The organism is Streptomyces inhibens, assembly GCF_003389455.1.
GTDB classification, from domain to species: domain Bacteria; phylum Actinomycetota; class Actinomycetes; order Streptomycetales; family Streptomycetaceae; genus Streptomyces; species Streptomyces inhibens.
The window spans coordinates 1-14043 of record NZ_QUAC01000008.1 but is presented as its reverse complement, the minus strand read 5'-3'; the positions used below and the strand labels follow the sequence as shown (position 1 = coordinate 14043).

Here is a 14043-nt window from a genome sequence, read left to right as displayed (position 1 = left end):
GGCCGGGGGCTGCGCGGGATCGCCGAGCGCGCCCGGCTGCTGGGCGGCGAGGCGACGGCCGCGGCCCAGGACGGCATATGGCGGCTGGCGGCCCGGCTGCCGCTGCCGCTGCCGCTGCCGCTGCCGGGGAAGAGTGAGCACACGAGGGGGATGGACGGGGCATGAGCACGGTTCAGCACGACGGCATCGGTGAAAGTCCCGGCAGCGGGGCCGGCGAGCCCCCCGGAAGCCCCCGTCCCCTGCGCATCGTCCTGGCCGACGACGAGCGGATGGTGCGTACGGCGCTGCGCGCGATCCTGGGCGCCGAGGGCGATATGGAGGTCGTCGGCGAGGCGGCGACCGGCGCCGAGGCGGTATCGCTGGTCCGTGAACTGCGCCCGGACATCGTGCTGATGGACGTCCGGATGCCGGAGATCGACGGGATCCGCGCGACCGAGCAGCTGCTCGCCGGGATGTCCGAGCCGCCGCGCATCATCGTGGTGACGACCTTCGAGAACGACGCCTATGTGTATGACGCGCTGCGGGCCGGCGCCAGCGGGTTCCTGCTCAAGCGGTCCGGCGCGGAGGACCTGGTCCAGGCCGTACGGCTGGTGGCGCGCAGCGACTCGCTGCTGTTCCCGGCGGCGGTGCGCGCGCTGGCCGCCCGGCACGCCGGCGAGCGGGCCGCGGACGATGCGGTGCGGGCGCTGCGGGCCCGGCTGTCCGAGCGGGAGCGTGCGGTGCTGCGGCTGATGACCGGCGGGCTGACGAACGCCGAGATCGCGGACCGGCTGGGGGTGGGCCCGGCCACGGTGAAGACGCATGTGGCGGGGGTGCTGGCCAAGCTCGGGGTGCGGGACCGGACCCAGGCGGTGATCGCCGCGTACGAGTGCGGGTTCGTCCGGCCGGGGTGAGCGCCGGGGCCGGCGCTTCCGGGAGGGTGCTCGGGTGATCACGGGGCTGACCTGGGCCGGGCCCAGCCTGCTGGTTACCCAAGCCGACCGCCCGCTGTAGTCCGCCGCTGTCCGCCCGTGCCCCTGCCATCTGGCACGGATCTGGCACGGCCGGGTACGGTCGATCGCATGATCTCGGACCCGGGCACGAGCCCAGATGCACCGCGGGATTTCACGGCAGAGCGTGTGGAATCTGTGCTCCGCGAAGCGTGCGCAGAGGCCCGGATCGATGCGTCGGGGGCGGAGCTGTTGCGACTCGGCTCGAACGCCGTCTACCGGCTGCCGTCCGCTCCGGTGATCGTCCGCATTGCGCGTGATCCAAATGCGGAAGCGGAGATGGAGAGGGCCGTACACGTAGCGCGCTGGCTTGAGTCGCAGGACTACCCGGCTACGAGAGTGCTGCACGGAGTGCGACAGCCGCTGTCGGCCGGCGGCAGGGTCGTCACGTTCTGGGAGTGCGCCCAGGATCGCGAGGAGTACGCGACGGTGACCGAGCTGGCGGACCTGTTGCGGCGGCTGCACTGGCTAGAGGAACCGGAGTCGCTGCGCCTGCCCTACTTCGACCCGTTCGCCAAGCTGTGGTCCTCCTTCGAGGCCCTTGATGGCGTCTCGCAGGATGACGCGGCGTTCCTGAAGCAGCGGGCACGACGATTGAACAAGGAGTACGACCGGCTGGACTTCGTTCTGCCGTACGGACTGATCCACGGTGACGCCAACATCGGCAACGTCCTGCGGGACCGTAGGGGGCAGGCCGTCATGATCGACCTGGATGGCGTCTGTCTGGCCCCGCGGGAGTGGGACCTGATCCTTACAGCGATCTACTACGACCGCTTCGGCTGGCATGGTCGGAGCGATTACGAAGGCTTCGTCCACCACTACGGGTTCGACATCATGAACTGGCCCGGCTACTCGGTGCTGGCGGATGTTCGTGAGCTGATGATGGTGCTGTGGATGGGCCAGCAGGTCGGTAGTAGCGAGAAGGCCGCTCCCGAGTTCGGCCGCCGGGTCCAGGCTCTCCGTACCGGGGGCAGTCGCCGGGATTGGAGTCCTTTTTGACCTGGCGCTACGGCGCGGCCAATGCCTGCCCGCTTGCAATCCAGAGACGGTGCTCTGCGGCCTGCTCGTGGAATTCGCGGACCACGGCGGTAAGTCCTGTGCCCGCGAGGTGCTGGCGGAACTCGGTGAGATAGGCGACGCATCGGGAGGACCTGAGCTGTTCGCCGAGATCCAGGGCGTCCAGGGCGACATTGCAAGCTTCATCGGCGTCACCGGCGTGGAGGTGGGCGTCGGCGAGAACCATGGTCGCGAAGAAGTCGCTGCGGACGTGGCTGCCGCTCATGGCGTTCTCCGCATGAGAGACAGCCTGACGGGCGCTGCGTACGTCGCGGAAACAGTGGGCGGCCTCCGCCGCCAGTTCGGCAGCGTCGAAGTAGGTGATCCACTCGGGCTCGTCGTCGGTGTTGCAGCTCTCCAGCGCCTTGGCCGCTGCTGCGAGCGCACTCTCGCAAGCGTGGCGGTCACCCGTGTGTGCCAGCGCCCGAGCCTCCATCGCGTGGAACTGCGCCCGCAGAGTCGGAGTGGCAACGGCCGAGATACCCATCAATGCGGCACGAGCGAGGGTGGCAGCGTGGGTGAACTGGCCAAGGAACGTGGCCTGGTGGCTCATCGCGGAGAGGATGCTGCCGGCCAGACGTCGGTCATTCCCGTCCTGCGCGAGCCGGAGCGCCTGGAGGAAGTACCGCTGCGCAAGCCCGTGCTGGCAAGCGTCGTACGACATCCACCCGGCCAGCAGGGTGGCCTCGGCGACAGTCGAGAACAGAGCGCGCCCCACTGCCTCGGTGTAGCGGCCGGAGAGCAGAGGCGCCACATCCCGGCTGAGGTACTGGATCACGGACTGGCGAGCATGGTCTCCACCGAACCGGTCATCGAGCTGGGCGAACATGTCACAGGTCGACTTGATTACCGCAACATCGGCGAGACCCACGCGTGGACCCTGGTTGCTTAGTGCCTTGGGAAACGCCGCGTCCGGAGCAACCAGCCACCGTAACGACGCTTCGCTCCACGCCGGCTCGGACGTTTGGGCGTGGAGCAGAGGGTCATAGCCGTTGAGGTCCGCCCGCCAAAGACGATCGACGTTCGCAATGGCCGCTTCCGGACTGGCGGGGTAGCCGGCGTCCAGGAGGGCGGAATCCTGCCCGGTGAGATGGCCCAGTCCCAGTTCGGCGGGGGACATCGCCAGGGTTTCGCACACCACCGGGCCGTAGAACTCGTCCGGGGTGCTGTGGCCGTTCTCCCAACTTGCGATGCGCCGCTTCACGCTCGCATCGGCCGGGAGCGACTGACCATGTCGCGCTGCGACTTGGCGTAGCTCATGGACAAGCCGAGCCTGACTCCATCCGCGGTTTTTCCGGGCGCGCAGCAGAAGGGGCCCGAACGACGTCGGCGTCGATTCCGTGGTGATCGCCTCCCCGGACGGCCTGGGCGGTGCCCGTTCCCTCCCCTGAAACTAGGGAACCGACACGCGTCGCGTGGCGACTCTGCGCAGATTGCCTGCCGGTCTGGAGCATGACGGGGGATGACGCGTCCGCTCAATCCTCGTCATCCCCCGTCACCTCTCGTCATCTGCTAGCTCAGGGCTTCGCGCAGCAGTCTGGTTGCACCGCGGCAGAAGAGCCGCCGGAGTTGCCGACCGAGGTGGGATGACGTGCAGAGGATGACGAGGCGAGGCATTCAGTGGCTGTCCGCTGTCGCTGACGATCCAGTGATGTGCAGGGCTCACTGGGCGGATGACCCCATGCGCCCGTACACGCTGCCGACCGGGCGCCTCTTCGATGTGGTGGTCATGAGCCAGCGGTTGGGCATGGAGACCTTCGACCAGTTGGTACGCCGCGAAATGCCGCTCGGCCCGGTCATGATGGACCGTCGCGCAAAGCAGATCGGGTTTCTTCTGTCGTCCAAGTCGCGGGCCCGTTTCACGCGTCTCCTATCCCTGGAAACGGCCACCCCGCCCGAGTACCGCTACCTCGACGCCGGCTCCTTCGTCGTCGTACCAGGGCCGATGCCGATGGCCGATGACCGCCACCAGTGGCTACGCGCGCCCATTCGACGTCCTGAGGCGTCCCCGCTGCGCACGGCGTCGTTGGCGGTGATGTTCGTGGCCGCATCAGCCTTGATCGAACGAGCAGACCGCTACGGCGCGCAGTACCCGAGCGCCGAAGAGGAACGGCCCGAGGCGCTTGAGCAGGTGAGCGACCGTGCCCAGTGAGGAACCTCCCGAGGACGCCGCTCGCTGGTCACCGCTGGACACAGACGAGTGGCACGCGGCCCGCAACGCCACCACCGCGCTGCGGGACGTACTGACCGCGGCCGGCATGGCACGCGACTTCCCCTACCTCCGTGCCGACCTGAATGCCTTCGGCCACGGCCTCATCGAACTCGGCCGCGTCTCGCCGGAGACGGCGGAGCGCCTGGCAGAGCTGCTACGGCGGGCGTTGCTTTGCTCCCGTGGTTCCGAAGAGGCAACCGACTCGCGCACCCGCAAGACGGATTGACCATGAGCATGGAGAAGGTGGAGGACGTGACCGACCCGCGTCGAGTAGTCGCCAAACGAACTGAGAACCTTTCGCCGGCAATGCCGTACGTACGCGGTTGGGCCGAAGCCAAGCGCGGCGCTGGCGCGCTGGCTGAACAACTCCACAGCGCCGGCCTGGGGACGGACTTCCTCGGCCTGAGGGCTGACGTGACAGTCTTCGGCGATGGCTTGGTGTGTCTCGGGCCCATCCAACCGGAGGCAGGAGAGGCGCTGGCGCGCCTGCTGGTCATGGGCTTGGCGATGGAGATGGCGGACCATGCCGATCGTCAGGGGCAGCCCGCTCCTCCGGAAGCTCCGGCCGCGTAACGGCGCTTGCTTGTCGGACTTCGGCACTGCCGTCTTCGGCCGGCCGGGACCGGCGCCCCAGCGCCGCAGCCCGGACAGGCCGAAGACGCCCGAGAACCATGTGGCCATTCGAGCAGCGACATCTGCTTTGTAAGCCCTGCACTGGCAGCAAGCACGTTGTCGCTGATCATCGTCTCTACGACGCCGATGCTCCTGTTGGCTGATGCCCACACCCCCACGGACTCCGGTTGACTGTGGTTGCCCGCTCGATCTGGCACGGTTCTGGCACGCTGGTTGCCCCTCGACACGCCTTCGACGGGCGCTGTTGATGGGCTAGGTAGCCGAGACGGTTGTCAGATGCCCAACAGGTAAGCACTGCCCTTAGGCGAGCCCTCGCCAGTAAGGAAACGAGCCAACAAAGCCTGACAGGCTTGCGATCCACATAACCAGCGTCAGTGACATCGACAGGCGTAGGTGTCTACCGGCCCGGATCTCCAATCCCTGACGCCTCAGACTCAGGCTCCATCCCGGCGCGGGCTCTTCAATCTCGACCATCACATCTCCTTCGGTTCGGTGCTCGTGACTGGAGCGCAGGCTCCTGCGAGCTCGCTTCGGTGGTGTCAGGTCCATGGGAGCGGTATCCACCAGCAGGACTCCAGCTGGACGAAAGAACCCGCAGGTTGCTGATCTGTGGCCTGTCCGGACCGAACGTCGTACCCTTCTGTGTTGTTCGTTGGATTTCGTTGAACGTCGCTGGACTTCGCTGATCTGGGCCTACGCTGGTCACATGGTGACTGAAGGGAGAGCCATGTCCGTCGCGGAGCCCGGTGACCACGATCATCTCCGTGAGTACGAGGAGTCCCTGACTGGGTTCGCGGAAGCGCTGCAGGACCTGCATATTCACTGTGATGCACCGACGTTCCGGGAAATCGAGACGCGGGCGAAGGCTGCCAGCCGGGTGACCCTCTCGGTGTCCGCGATCTCTGAGGCCCTGAACGGAAAGCGACTACCGTCCATCGACTTTACGCTCGAACTAGTCAAACAGTTAGCTGGCGACGATCCCAAGTTGCTGCAGGAGTGGCGGCAGCGTTGGCGCCTGGTGAAACTGCGCCAACGCAAGGCCATACCTCAACTGCGGGCGAAGAAGCGATCCGTCATCGAGACGCGCACCCTGGCGCCGCCTGACATCGAGAACCTACGTACTCAAGAGCTGCAGTACCACCAGAAAGCTGAGTTGCTGCGCGAGAAGGTGGCACGGCTGAGAGCCGAGGCTGAAACCACTGAGTCGCTAGTAAATGAAGCTAAAGCTGAGGCGCAACGCATCATCAAGGCTGCGAAAGCAGAGGCTCTGGATATGCGCACGAAGGCCGATGCAGAATTGATCAAGGTTCGTGAGCATGCTGCCGAGCTTCTATACGCAGCAGACGAAGCTTTGAGGAGGTCGCAGACGACCTCCGGTGAAGCTTCACCGGCCGCTCGGCTCGGCCGTTGCGCCACGCTACGAGTAGTTCTTGTCGGGCCACCAGGAGCAGGTAAGGGGGTGCAGGCCGCCTTCTTGGCTAAGTACTTGGGCGTGCCCCACGCTTCGCTTGGCGACATGCTTCGCAGTAACATCGTTCAAGGTACACGGCTTGGCAGAACCGCTAAGAAGTTGATAGAGAAGGGGCAGTTGATACCCGATGAGGTCGTGTTGGCAATGACCGAGGATAGGTTGCGCCAGCATGATGCCCAGCGCGGATTCCTCCTGGACGGGGCACCGAGGAATGTAGGCCAGGCGGTCGCCATGGACGAGTTCATCACGCTCGATGCGGTGCTCGACGTAGAGATCCCGGAGGAGGAGACCTTCCAGCGACTCACCGGTCGCCGCGTATGCCGGCACGACTCCAGTCATGTGTTCCACGTCGTGTACAACCCGGCGAAGAGTTACGACACGTGCGATCTTTGTTGCGGGATGCTGTACCTCCGCGAGGATGATTCCGAAGGAGTCATCCGTAGCCGACTGGACGTTTATTACTCCGACACAAGGCCGATTATCGACCACTACCGGGCCAGCGGGCTGGTGACGACGATCCATGGCTTGGGGAAGGTTCACGAGGTGACCGAGCGAGCGATGGAAGCTCTAGCCGGCGCAATCGCCTAGCCTCAACAGACTGGGGAGTTCTTCCCTCGACTACGCATGTGGACCACACCGATCACTTTTTCCACGGCGTCCCCCTCAATGCGAACTACCGGCAAAGCGGTTGATGAGGTCTGAGAGCCTGGCCACCCGGCCGCTCGGGTGCGTTATGGGGCGGCTGCAGTCACCANGTCCCCCTCAATGCGAACTACCGGCAAAGCGGTTGATGAGGTCTGAGAGCCTGGCCACCCGGCCGCTCGGGTGCGTTATGGGGCGGCTGCAGTCACCATGGTTGCTGCACTCCGTTGCTGTACAGCCCTGGTGCTGACCACCGCCTTAGGAGTTCGCTCGCGACATCGGCTCTTCCTTGGCCCGCTGTGTCATGTGCGGCGCACCTGCTCCTCAGGGTATTGCCGGCGTTCGCACCCGTCCGTCGTCGTTGATGTCAGTCATGGATGTCAGCCAGCCCACCTGAACGCGACGCGTGCATGGCCCCTGAGGCCGCTGCTGTGGTCTGCTGTTGCGCGTAAGGCCCCGCCGTAGGCGCCGCCGTCACCAGCGAACGTTAAGTCCCAGCGTGAGTGCGTTGTGCAGCAGGAACGGACCACGAATGTTCAAATCGGAGTAATCTCTTCGGTGATAGAATTGCACGTAATTCTCAGAGCGTCCGGAAATGAAGTTCGCAATCGCTCCGGAGAAGAAGAATTGCTGAAGCAATTCATCCAAGTCGCACGAATGCGTCTGACAAGCCTCCGCGAATAGGCCTTCGAATTCCTGTCGAGTGAACCGCCTTCTGGGAACTTGGCCAAGCCTACCAAGAAGGGTCCTATAAATCTCAGTCGGGACCAATCCGGAGAATTCGTTGGAGATTTCCGTAGTGAAGTACTTCTTGCAGTAGTTATTTACGCCCGCGCGGACTCGCAGTACGTCCAAGGGGTGGGCAGATCCGGACGATTCCCCAATGGACTTGAATAGGGCTAGGATGTCGCGCGGGGTCTGACGAGTCATGTTGAGGAGATATCGCGACATTTCTTCGCGACTATTCTGCCCGTAGGACATTTCGGATGGAAAGTAGGTAGTGAGTATATTCGCGTCGGGGCCGCCTCCGGCCGCTACTTTCCTCTCCACCAAGTCCCAGAGGTAGCTATGCCGCGAGTCGTCAACTCCATACGACCAATCCAGCTCCACCCCCCAGCCTTGCCGGATCTTATTACTGTCAGGCAGCTCAATCTTCAGGAATATATCACTTCGGCAGAGAAGAATAACTCTGATCTGTGATGTCGCCTTCCTGAGATCTTTATGGATCGAGCTTGAGGCGCGGAGAAGGTTGGCCAGCAGAGTCCAGTAGCCATCATTCCCTACAAATGCGCTGTCAAGGCCATCGAGGGCGAGGTAGTGGGGGGTTTGGGTCTGAGTATTGACCACAGCGTGCGACAGGATATCCGCCAATTGGTCTGCGTGGATTCGCCTTTCCCCTGTGTTCTCATGCTCATAGCTATATAGCCCCTGCGGAAGCGCGAACTTATGTCTGCGTTTCTTGACCTCCTGAATGACAGCCTTGAGATCCCCGAATGCGAGTCCAGCATTTTTGAGATCTTTAAAGAATGCGACGTGATCGAGGTCATTGGAAATGCTCGATCCCTGGTCGGCCATCAATAGCGAGTATAGCCGAATCCAGATGAAGACCCTCCAAGCCAATTCAGTGCGAGATTTCTCCAGTCCGCCTAGATTGGCCTCGACACTTTGGTATAGTTCACCAATGTCGGAAATCTCGACAAAAGCTTGGCCCAGCGTACGCTCAGCCTTGAGTCGCAGGTACTGGACAACTGTGGATTTCCCGGAACCTTTAGGTCCGATAAGGAGGAAGGCATCCCCAGACGCAACTTTTTGCTCCACATTCCATCTGTCAACGAAGCTGTCGACAAGAAGGTCTGGTCTCTTCTCGGCCTCTACCTCTGCCGAGACTTCGCCAAATTCCAGCTTACTGAAGTGTGGATATTGCATTGACCCCCCAGTCACTGAGTGGTGGAAAGAAGCGCGTGGCTGTGGCCGCCTGAGCAGATCGCGAACTCTCCAACCAGTCTATCTAGTTTTGTGCACGCGGAGTGGGCGACGTCTGAGGTCGGCGGAGCGGGTTTGGCCGGTGTCCTGCCTGGTTTGGGGTCGAGCATGATCAGGGGGCCGTACGCTTGCCGGCAACTCGGGCAGGCTTGTGAGCTGCCCGGAATTTGAACGAGTGGCCCCCTGGTCTTGCTCGACGCGGGACCCGAACCGGGGAGGTGGCTAAAGCCGTGGAGCCGACCGTCCCCACCCCCGGCCTGGTTTTCGCCCCCTTGTGGGCGCGGGCGTCGACGCCGCGCGGCCCCCGGCGGCGAAGACGTTGAGGGGAGCCGTGCGGCGGCGACGGCCGGCGCCGCCGCGCTTGCGCGGCACCTCTGATCTGTGATCTGACCTGCTTGCAGTTCTAGGAGGCCTGGAACGTCAACGCCCTTGCGTCAACGTGTGCTGTTCTCCTGAACTGCCCCTACCGCGGGGCCGGGTAGCGAGCGCAGCGAGCCTTGAAGACGTAGAGAAAGTCTGAGCCACGCACCCGTCACCAGCTAGGGCGGTGGGTCCCGTACGGGGAGGTCCGTAGGGGGTGGGCGGGCCCCTTGCATTCGACCTGCCCGGGGGCGGGGTCAGTATGTGGGCTGCTTCCCGGAGTTGTCCCCGATCTTGCGTAGCGCGTCCCGTACGGCCGCCAGGTCGCTCTCGCTCGCCAGGCCCGCGTGGTAGAGCCGCAGTTCGCCGGCGCCCAGCGAGGCGGCGTGCGCGGCGTCGGCGGCGAGGGTGCCGGGGCTGCCGCCCATGCCGGAGACCACGGTGAAATTGGCGGCCAGCACGGTCGCTTCGGCGGCGGAGGCGGCCGAGGCGGCGGCGGAAGTCTCGGCGGCGGCGGAAGTCTCGGCGGCGGTGGAAGGCTCGGCGGCGGAGCCGGTCCTGGCGACAACGGCCGTCTCGGCGGCGCAGGCCGGTTCGGCCGTACGGCCGGCGAACGGGGCGAGCACCTGCGCGCGGGCGGCGGCACCGCCGGTGCACGGCAGCACCACCCCATCGGCGTGCGCGAGGACATCGGCCGGGTCCACACCGGCGTTGGCGCCGCAGCGGTGTGCGGCGGGATCGGCGTGCAGCAGCACCCGGAACCCGTCCGCCGCGGCGTCCCGTACGGCGCGTACCGCCGCGCGCTGCAGCGTCCGGGCGGCCCGGTCCCGCCAGGTGCGCAGCACCCCCGCGAGCTCCGTGCCGAGCAGCGCCTCGACCGCGGCCCACTCGCCCTCCCTCCCCCGAGGACCTTCGACAGGCTCCGGTCCAGGGGCGACCCCCATCGCCGGTCCGGCCCCGCCGGATGCCCACAGCGGCTCCAGGGCCCGCACCACGGCCGCCCGCAACTGCCGTGCGGGCACGCCGAGTTCGGCGTACCCCTCGGCGCACACCGTGCAGAAGCACACCGACATCAGGTACTGGGCGGCGCCGGAGAGCGGCACTCCGGCGATCTTGTCGTGGGCGTGCAGATGGGCCAGTCCGTACCAGCCGCAGGACTCCAGCTCGGTGCCCCGGGCGCCGGGCCGTACGGCCGCCTCGGCGGCGAGGTCGACGAGGTAGTCGCGCACCTCGGGGCGGGCGATGCAGGGCGCCCAGGGATACGGGTCGCCGTAGGCGTTGCGCACGACGGTGGCCGGATGCTCGGCGCCCAGGCGGGAGTTGTGCGCGAGGACGACCCAGGTGTGCACCTCCAGACCGGCGTCGGCCAGCGCCCGCGCGGCCGCGCCGAAGGGGTCCGGGTCGCTCACCCAGTCCTGGGTGTTCGGCCGCAGCTCCCGGCCGGCCCAGCGGGCGGGGTCCGGTGGGTAGAGGACGGCGGCGTGCCGGGCAGTGACGATGCGGTGGCGGGGGTGGCGCGGGGTGAGGGCGCGGGTGGAGTGGTAGGCGGAGGCCAGGGTGACCTGCTGGATGCCGAGGCCGGCGAGGCGTCCGGCGGCGTCCGGGTCGCCGACCACGTCCCAGGGGTAGAGGAAGGCGGCGGTGCGCATCAGGCACCGGCTCCGGGCGCGTCCGCGACCAGGGCCAGACCGTGCTCGATCAGCGCGGCCAGCTCCTTGAGGTGCGCCGGGGCCGGTTCGCTGAGCGGCGGGCGGACCTCGCCGACGTCCAGGCCGCGCATCCGTACGCCCGCCTTGACCAGCGATACGGCGTAGCCGCGGCCCTGGTTGCGCAGTTCGACCAGCGGCCGGTAGAAGCCGTCCAGCAGCCGGGCCACGGTGTCGTCGTCGCCGGTGGTCAGCGCCCGGTGGAAGGCGAGGGCGATCTCGGGGGCGAAGGCGAAGACGGCGGAGGAGTAGAGGTGTACGCCCAGGCCCAGGTAGGCGGGGCCGGTGAGTTCGGCGGTGGGCAGGCCGTTGAAGTACAGGAAGTCCTCGTCGGGGGCCTCGGTGCGGACGGCGCTGATGATGCGCTGGAGCAGATCGAGGTCGCCCACGCCGTCCTTGAGGCCGATGATGCCCGGGGTCTTGGCCAGGGCGGCGACGGTGGCCGGTTCGAAGACGGCGTTGTCGCGCTGGTAGACGATGACGGGAAGCGGGGTGGCGGCGGCGAGTGCGGTGTAGTGCCGCAGCAGTCCCTCTTGGCCCGCGACGACGAGGTACGGCGGCATGGCCAGCAGTCCGTCGGCGCCGGCTTCCTGGGCGAGGCGGGCGAAGTGGACGGCGAGCGCGGTGCCGTAGCCCGCGCCGGCGACGACCGGGACCCGGCCCGCGGTCTCCTCGACCGCGGCCGCGATGCAGTCGGCGAACTCCTCGGGTGCCAGCGCATGGAATTCGCCGGTGCCGCAGCAGGCGAAGACGGCGGCCGCGCCCGCGTCGATACCGCTGCGGACATGGGCACGGAAGGCCGCCAGGTCCAGGGCGCCGTCCGGCGTGTACGCGGTCACGGGGAAGAACAGCAGTCCGTCGAGGCGGTCGGCGAGCTGGGGGTACCTCCCAGCAGGAGCTGGAGGAGGGTGTGCGGTCACGGGCTCTCCCTGGCATGCTTGTGCATGTTTCTGATCAGAGTCCATATTTCTGAACGCAGCCACGCTAGAGCAGCCTTCCCACACCGGTCAAGAGCCCACAACTGCCGGGCGGCAAGCGGATTTGCCAGGTCCGTAAAGTGTCTTGACCGGCCGGGAACGGGCTCCCTACCTTGTCCACACATCTGAATGCTGTCCGTACATACAGCCTTGCAGCTCAGCCGGAGGAGTACCCGCCCATGACCGCACCCCGCACCGTCCTGCTCACCGGCGCCGCCGGCGGGCTCGGCACCCTGATGCGCGAGCTGCTGCCGCCCCACGGATACCGGCTGCGTCTGTTCGACCGGCGAACCATCGAGAACACGGACGGCGAACCGGACGCGATCACCGCCGAGCTGGCCGACACCGGCGCGCTGCGCGAGGCCGTACGCGGGGTCGACGCGATCGTCCATCTCGCCGGCATCTCCCTGGAAGCCCCGTTCGAGAAGATCCTGCGCGCCAACATCGAGGGCACCTACCACGTCTACGAGGCGGCGCGCGAGGCGGGCGTGCGCCGTATCGTCTTCGCCTCCTCCAACCACGCGGTCGGCTTCACCCCGCGCCCCGCGGACGGCTCCGGCGCCATCCCCGTCACCACATCCCGCCGCCCCGACACCTACTACGGCCTCTCCAAGGGGTTCGGCGAGGACCTCGCCTCGCTCTACTGGGACCTGCACGGCATCGAGACCGTCTCGATCCGCATCGGCTCCTGCTTCCCCAGGCCGACGTCGGTGCGGATGCTGTCGATCTGGCTGAGCCCGGCCGACTGCGCGCGGCTGCTGCACGCGGCCCTGACCGCGCCGGACGTGGGCCACACCGTCGTCTACGGTTCCTCCGCCAACACCCGCCTGTGGTGGGACCTGTCCGGTGCCCGCGCCCTGGGTTACGCACCGCAGGACGACTCCGAGCCGTACGCCGCGGAGCTCATCGCCGCGCACGGCGCACTGGATCCCGACAACCCCGAACACACCCACCTCGGCGGCGCCTTCTGCACCGACCCGCCCAGGTGGCCGTACTGAACACCGGTCGCGCCACGCCACGGAACCCGCGCCGCCCGGGTGGCGTCCTGGTGGGTGTACCAACCCTCCGCGCAGGAACGAGGAACGCATCATGGGCATCGTCAGCTGGCTCGTACTGGGGCTGATCGCAGGCGTCATCGCCAAGGTCCTGCTGCCGGGACGGGACCCGGGCGGACTGGTCGGCACGACCCTGATCGGCATCGTGGGATCGTTCATCGGCGGCTGGCTCTCCACCAAGATCCTGCACCGCCCGATACCGAAGGACTTCGGCGAGCCGTCCATGTGGATCGCCTCGATCGCCGGCGCCCTGGTCCTGCTGATCGCCTACCGGCTGCTGTTCGGCAACTCCCGCGAACGCCGGTGAGCGGGCCGGGCGGCCGACCGGCCGCAGGTAATGGAACCGCAAAGGCGAACCGATCGTTGGTCCCGGCATGACCGCTATGACTCCTGGCTCGAACCTCCCGCTCACCGCCGTTCGGGTGGCGGTGGACGTCACCGCGCCCGTGCGGCTGGATGTGTCGGGCCTGCTGCTCGCCGCCGACGGCAAGGTGCGCTCCGACGACGACTTCGTGTTCTACAACCAGCCCGCCGGACCGGGCGTGACGCACTCCGCGGCGATCGATGACCTGGCCGGTGGTGACACCATCACGGTGGACACCGCCGCGGTGCCCGACGGCATCGAGAAGGTCGTGGTCACCGCGAGCCTGGACGCCGCCGGCGCGACCTTCGCCGGCACGGAGCCGACCGGCACGGTCCGTAACGCCGACGACGGCAGCGTCATCGCCACCTTCACCCCGCCGCAGCTCGGCACCGAGACCGCGCTGGTGGTCGTCGAGATCTACCGCCGGGCCGGCGCCTGGAAGGTCCGCGCGGTCGGCCAGGGCTACGCCAACGGCCTGGCCGGGATCGCCACCGACTTCGGCGTCAGCGTGGAGGAACCGGCCGCGCCCGCCGCGGCGCCGCAGGCACCCCCGGCAGCCGCAGCCCCCGCCGGCCAGTGGGCGCCGCCCATCGGC

The 14043-nt window shown here is 66.9% G+C and carries 12 protein-coding genes and 1 pseudogene; 9 read left to right on the top strand and 4 right to left on the bottom strand.

Annotated elements, in window-relative coordinates; genetic code table 11:
• Positions 1-161: 161 nt before the first annotated feature.
• Together DY245_RS01100 and DY245_RS01095 are read left to right on the top strand one after the other, a co-directional pair.
• A complete protein-coding gene (locus DY245_RS01100) occupies positions 162-893 on the top strand; it encodes a response regulator transcription factor (protein WP_280524937.1) in 732 nt (243 codons plus the stop codon).
• A 168-nt stretch (positions 894-1061) separates the two neighbouring features.
• Complete coding sequence (locus DY245_RS01095; protein ID WP_128502458.1) at positions 1062-1988, top strand: phosphotransferase family protein; 927 nt, start codon at positions 1062-1064, stop codon at positions 1986-1988.
• 7 nt (positions 1989-1995) lie between these two features.
• Here the strand turns inward: DY245_RS01095 and DY245_RS01090 are convergent, their stop codons facing one another.
• Positions 1996-3351 carry an NsdA family TPR-like regulatory protein gene (locus DY245_RS01090; RefSeq protein WP_483409807.1) on the bottom strand — a complete coding sequence of 452 codons (1356 nt, stop codon included), beginning with the start codon at positions 3349-3351 and terminating at the stop codon, positions 1996-1998.
• 294 nt (positions 3352-3645) lie between these two features.
• Here DY245_RS01090 and DY245_RS01085 point away from each other — a divergent pair, with 294 nt between their 5' ends.
• The 4 genes and pseudogenes from DY245_RS01085 to DY245_RS01070 form a co-directional block, all read left to right on the top strand.
• On the top strand, positions 3646-4197 hold the full coding sequence (locus DY245_RS01085) for a bifunctional DNA primase/polymerase (protein ID WP_342354158.1): 552 nt from the start codon (positions 3646-3648) through the stop codon (positions 4195-4197).
• Positions 4187-4483: a hypothetical protein gene (locus DY245_RS01080; protein WP_128502455.1), complete on the top strand. Its 297-nt coding sequence runs from the start codon at positions 4187-4189 to the stop codon at positions 4481-4483. The genes DY245_RS01085 and DY245_RS01080 overlap by 11 nt, the downstream gene beginning before the upstream one ends.
• 2 nt (positions 4484-4485) lie before the next feature.
• Positions 4486-4830 carry a hypothetical protein gene (locus tag DY245_RS01075; RefSeq protein ID WP_244942750.1) on the top strand — a complete coding sequence of 115 codons (345 nt, stop codon included), beginning with the start codon at positions 4486-4488 and terminating at the stop codon, positions 4828-4830.
• 1477 nt (positions 4831-6307) lie between these two features.
• Positions 6308-6949, top strand: a pseudogene (locus DY245_RS01070) (adenylate kinase); the annotation flags it as partial.
• Between the two features lie 528 nt (positions 6950-7477).
• Here DY245_RS01070 and DY245_RS01065 read toward each other — a convergent pair.
• The 3 genes from DY245_RS01065 to DY245_RS01055 all read right to left on the bottom strand — a co-directional run bounded on the left by DY245_RS01065 (position 7478) and on the right by DY245_RS01055 (position 11972).
• Positions 7478-8929, bottom strand: coding sequence for a P-loop ATPase, Sll1717 family (locus tag DY245_RS01065; RefSeq protein ID WP_128502454.1), 1452 nt, complete (start codon positions 8927-8929; stop codon positions 7478-7480).
• Positions 8930-9603: 674 nt separating this feature from the next.
• Positions 9604-10995 (bottom strand): hypothetical protein, encoded by a 1392-nt coding sequence (locus DY245_RS01060; protein ID WP_128502453.1) that lies wholly within the window; start codon positions 10993-10995, stop codon positions 9604-9606.
• Complete coding sequence (locus DY245_RS01055; protein WP_280524936.1) at positions 10995-11972, bottom strand: 5-dehydro-4-deoxyglucarate dehydratase; 978 nt, start codon at positions 11970-11972, stop codon at positions 10995-10997. Before DY245_RS01055 ends, DY245_RS01060 begins: the two co-directional genes overlap by 1 nt.
• A gap of 236 nt (positions 11973-12208) precedes the next feature.
• Between DY245_RS01055 and DY245_RS01050 the strand changes: the two genes are divergently transcribed.
• The 3 genes from DY245_RS01050 to DY245_RS01040 form a co-directional block, all read left to right on the top strand.
• The gene (locus tag DY245_RS01050; protein ID WP_128502451.1) at positions 12209-13027 is read left to right on the top strand and encodes an NAD-dependent epimerase/dehydratase family protein; all 819 of its coding nucleotides are present in this window, start codon (positions 12209-12211) and stop codon (positions 13025-13027) included.
• 91 nt (positions 13028-13118) lie between these two features.
• The gene (locus tag DY245_RS01045) at positions 13119-13391 is read left to right on the top strand and encodes a GlsB/YeaQ/YmgE family stress response membrane protein (protein WP_128502450.1); all 273 of its coding nucleotides are present in this window, start codon (positions 13119-13121) and stop codon (positions 13389-13391) included.
• A 67-nt stretch (positions 13392-13458) separates the two neighbouring features.
• Positions 13459-14043, top strand: a 585-nt coding sequence (locus DY245_RS01040; RefSeq protein ID WP_181923458.1) for a TerD family protein, incomplete at its 3' end; no start/stop codon positions are given.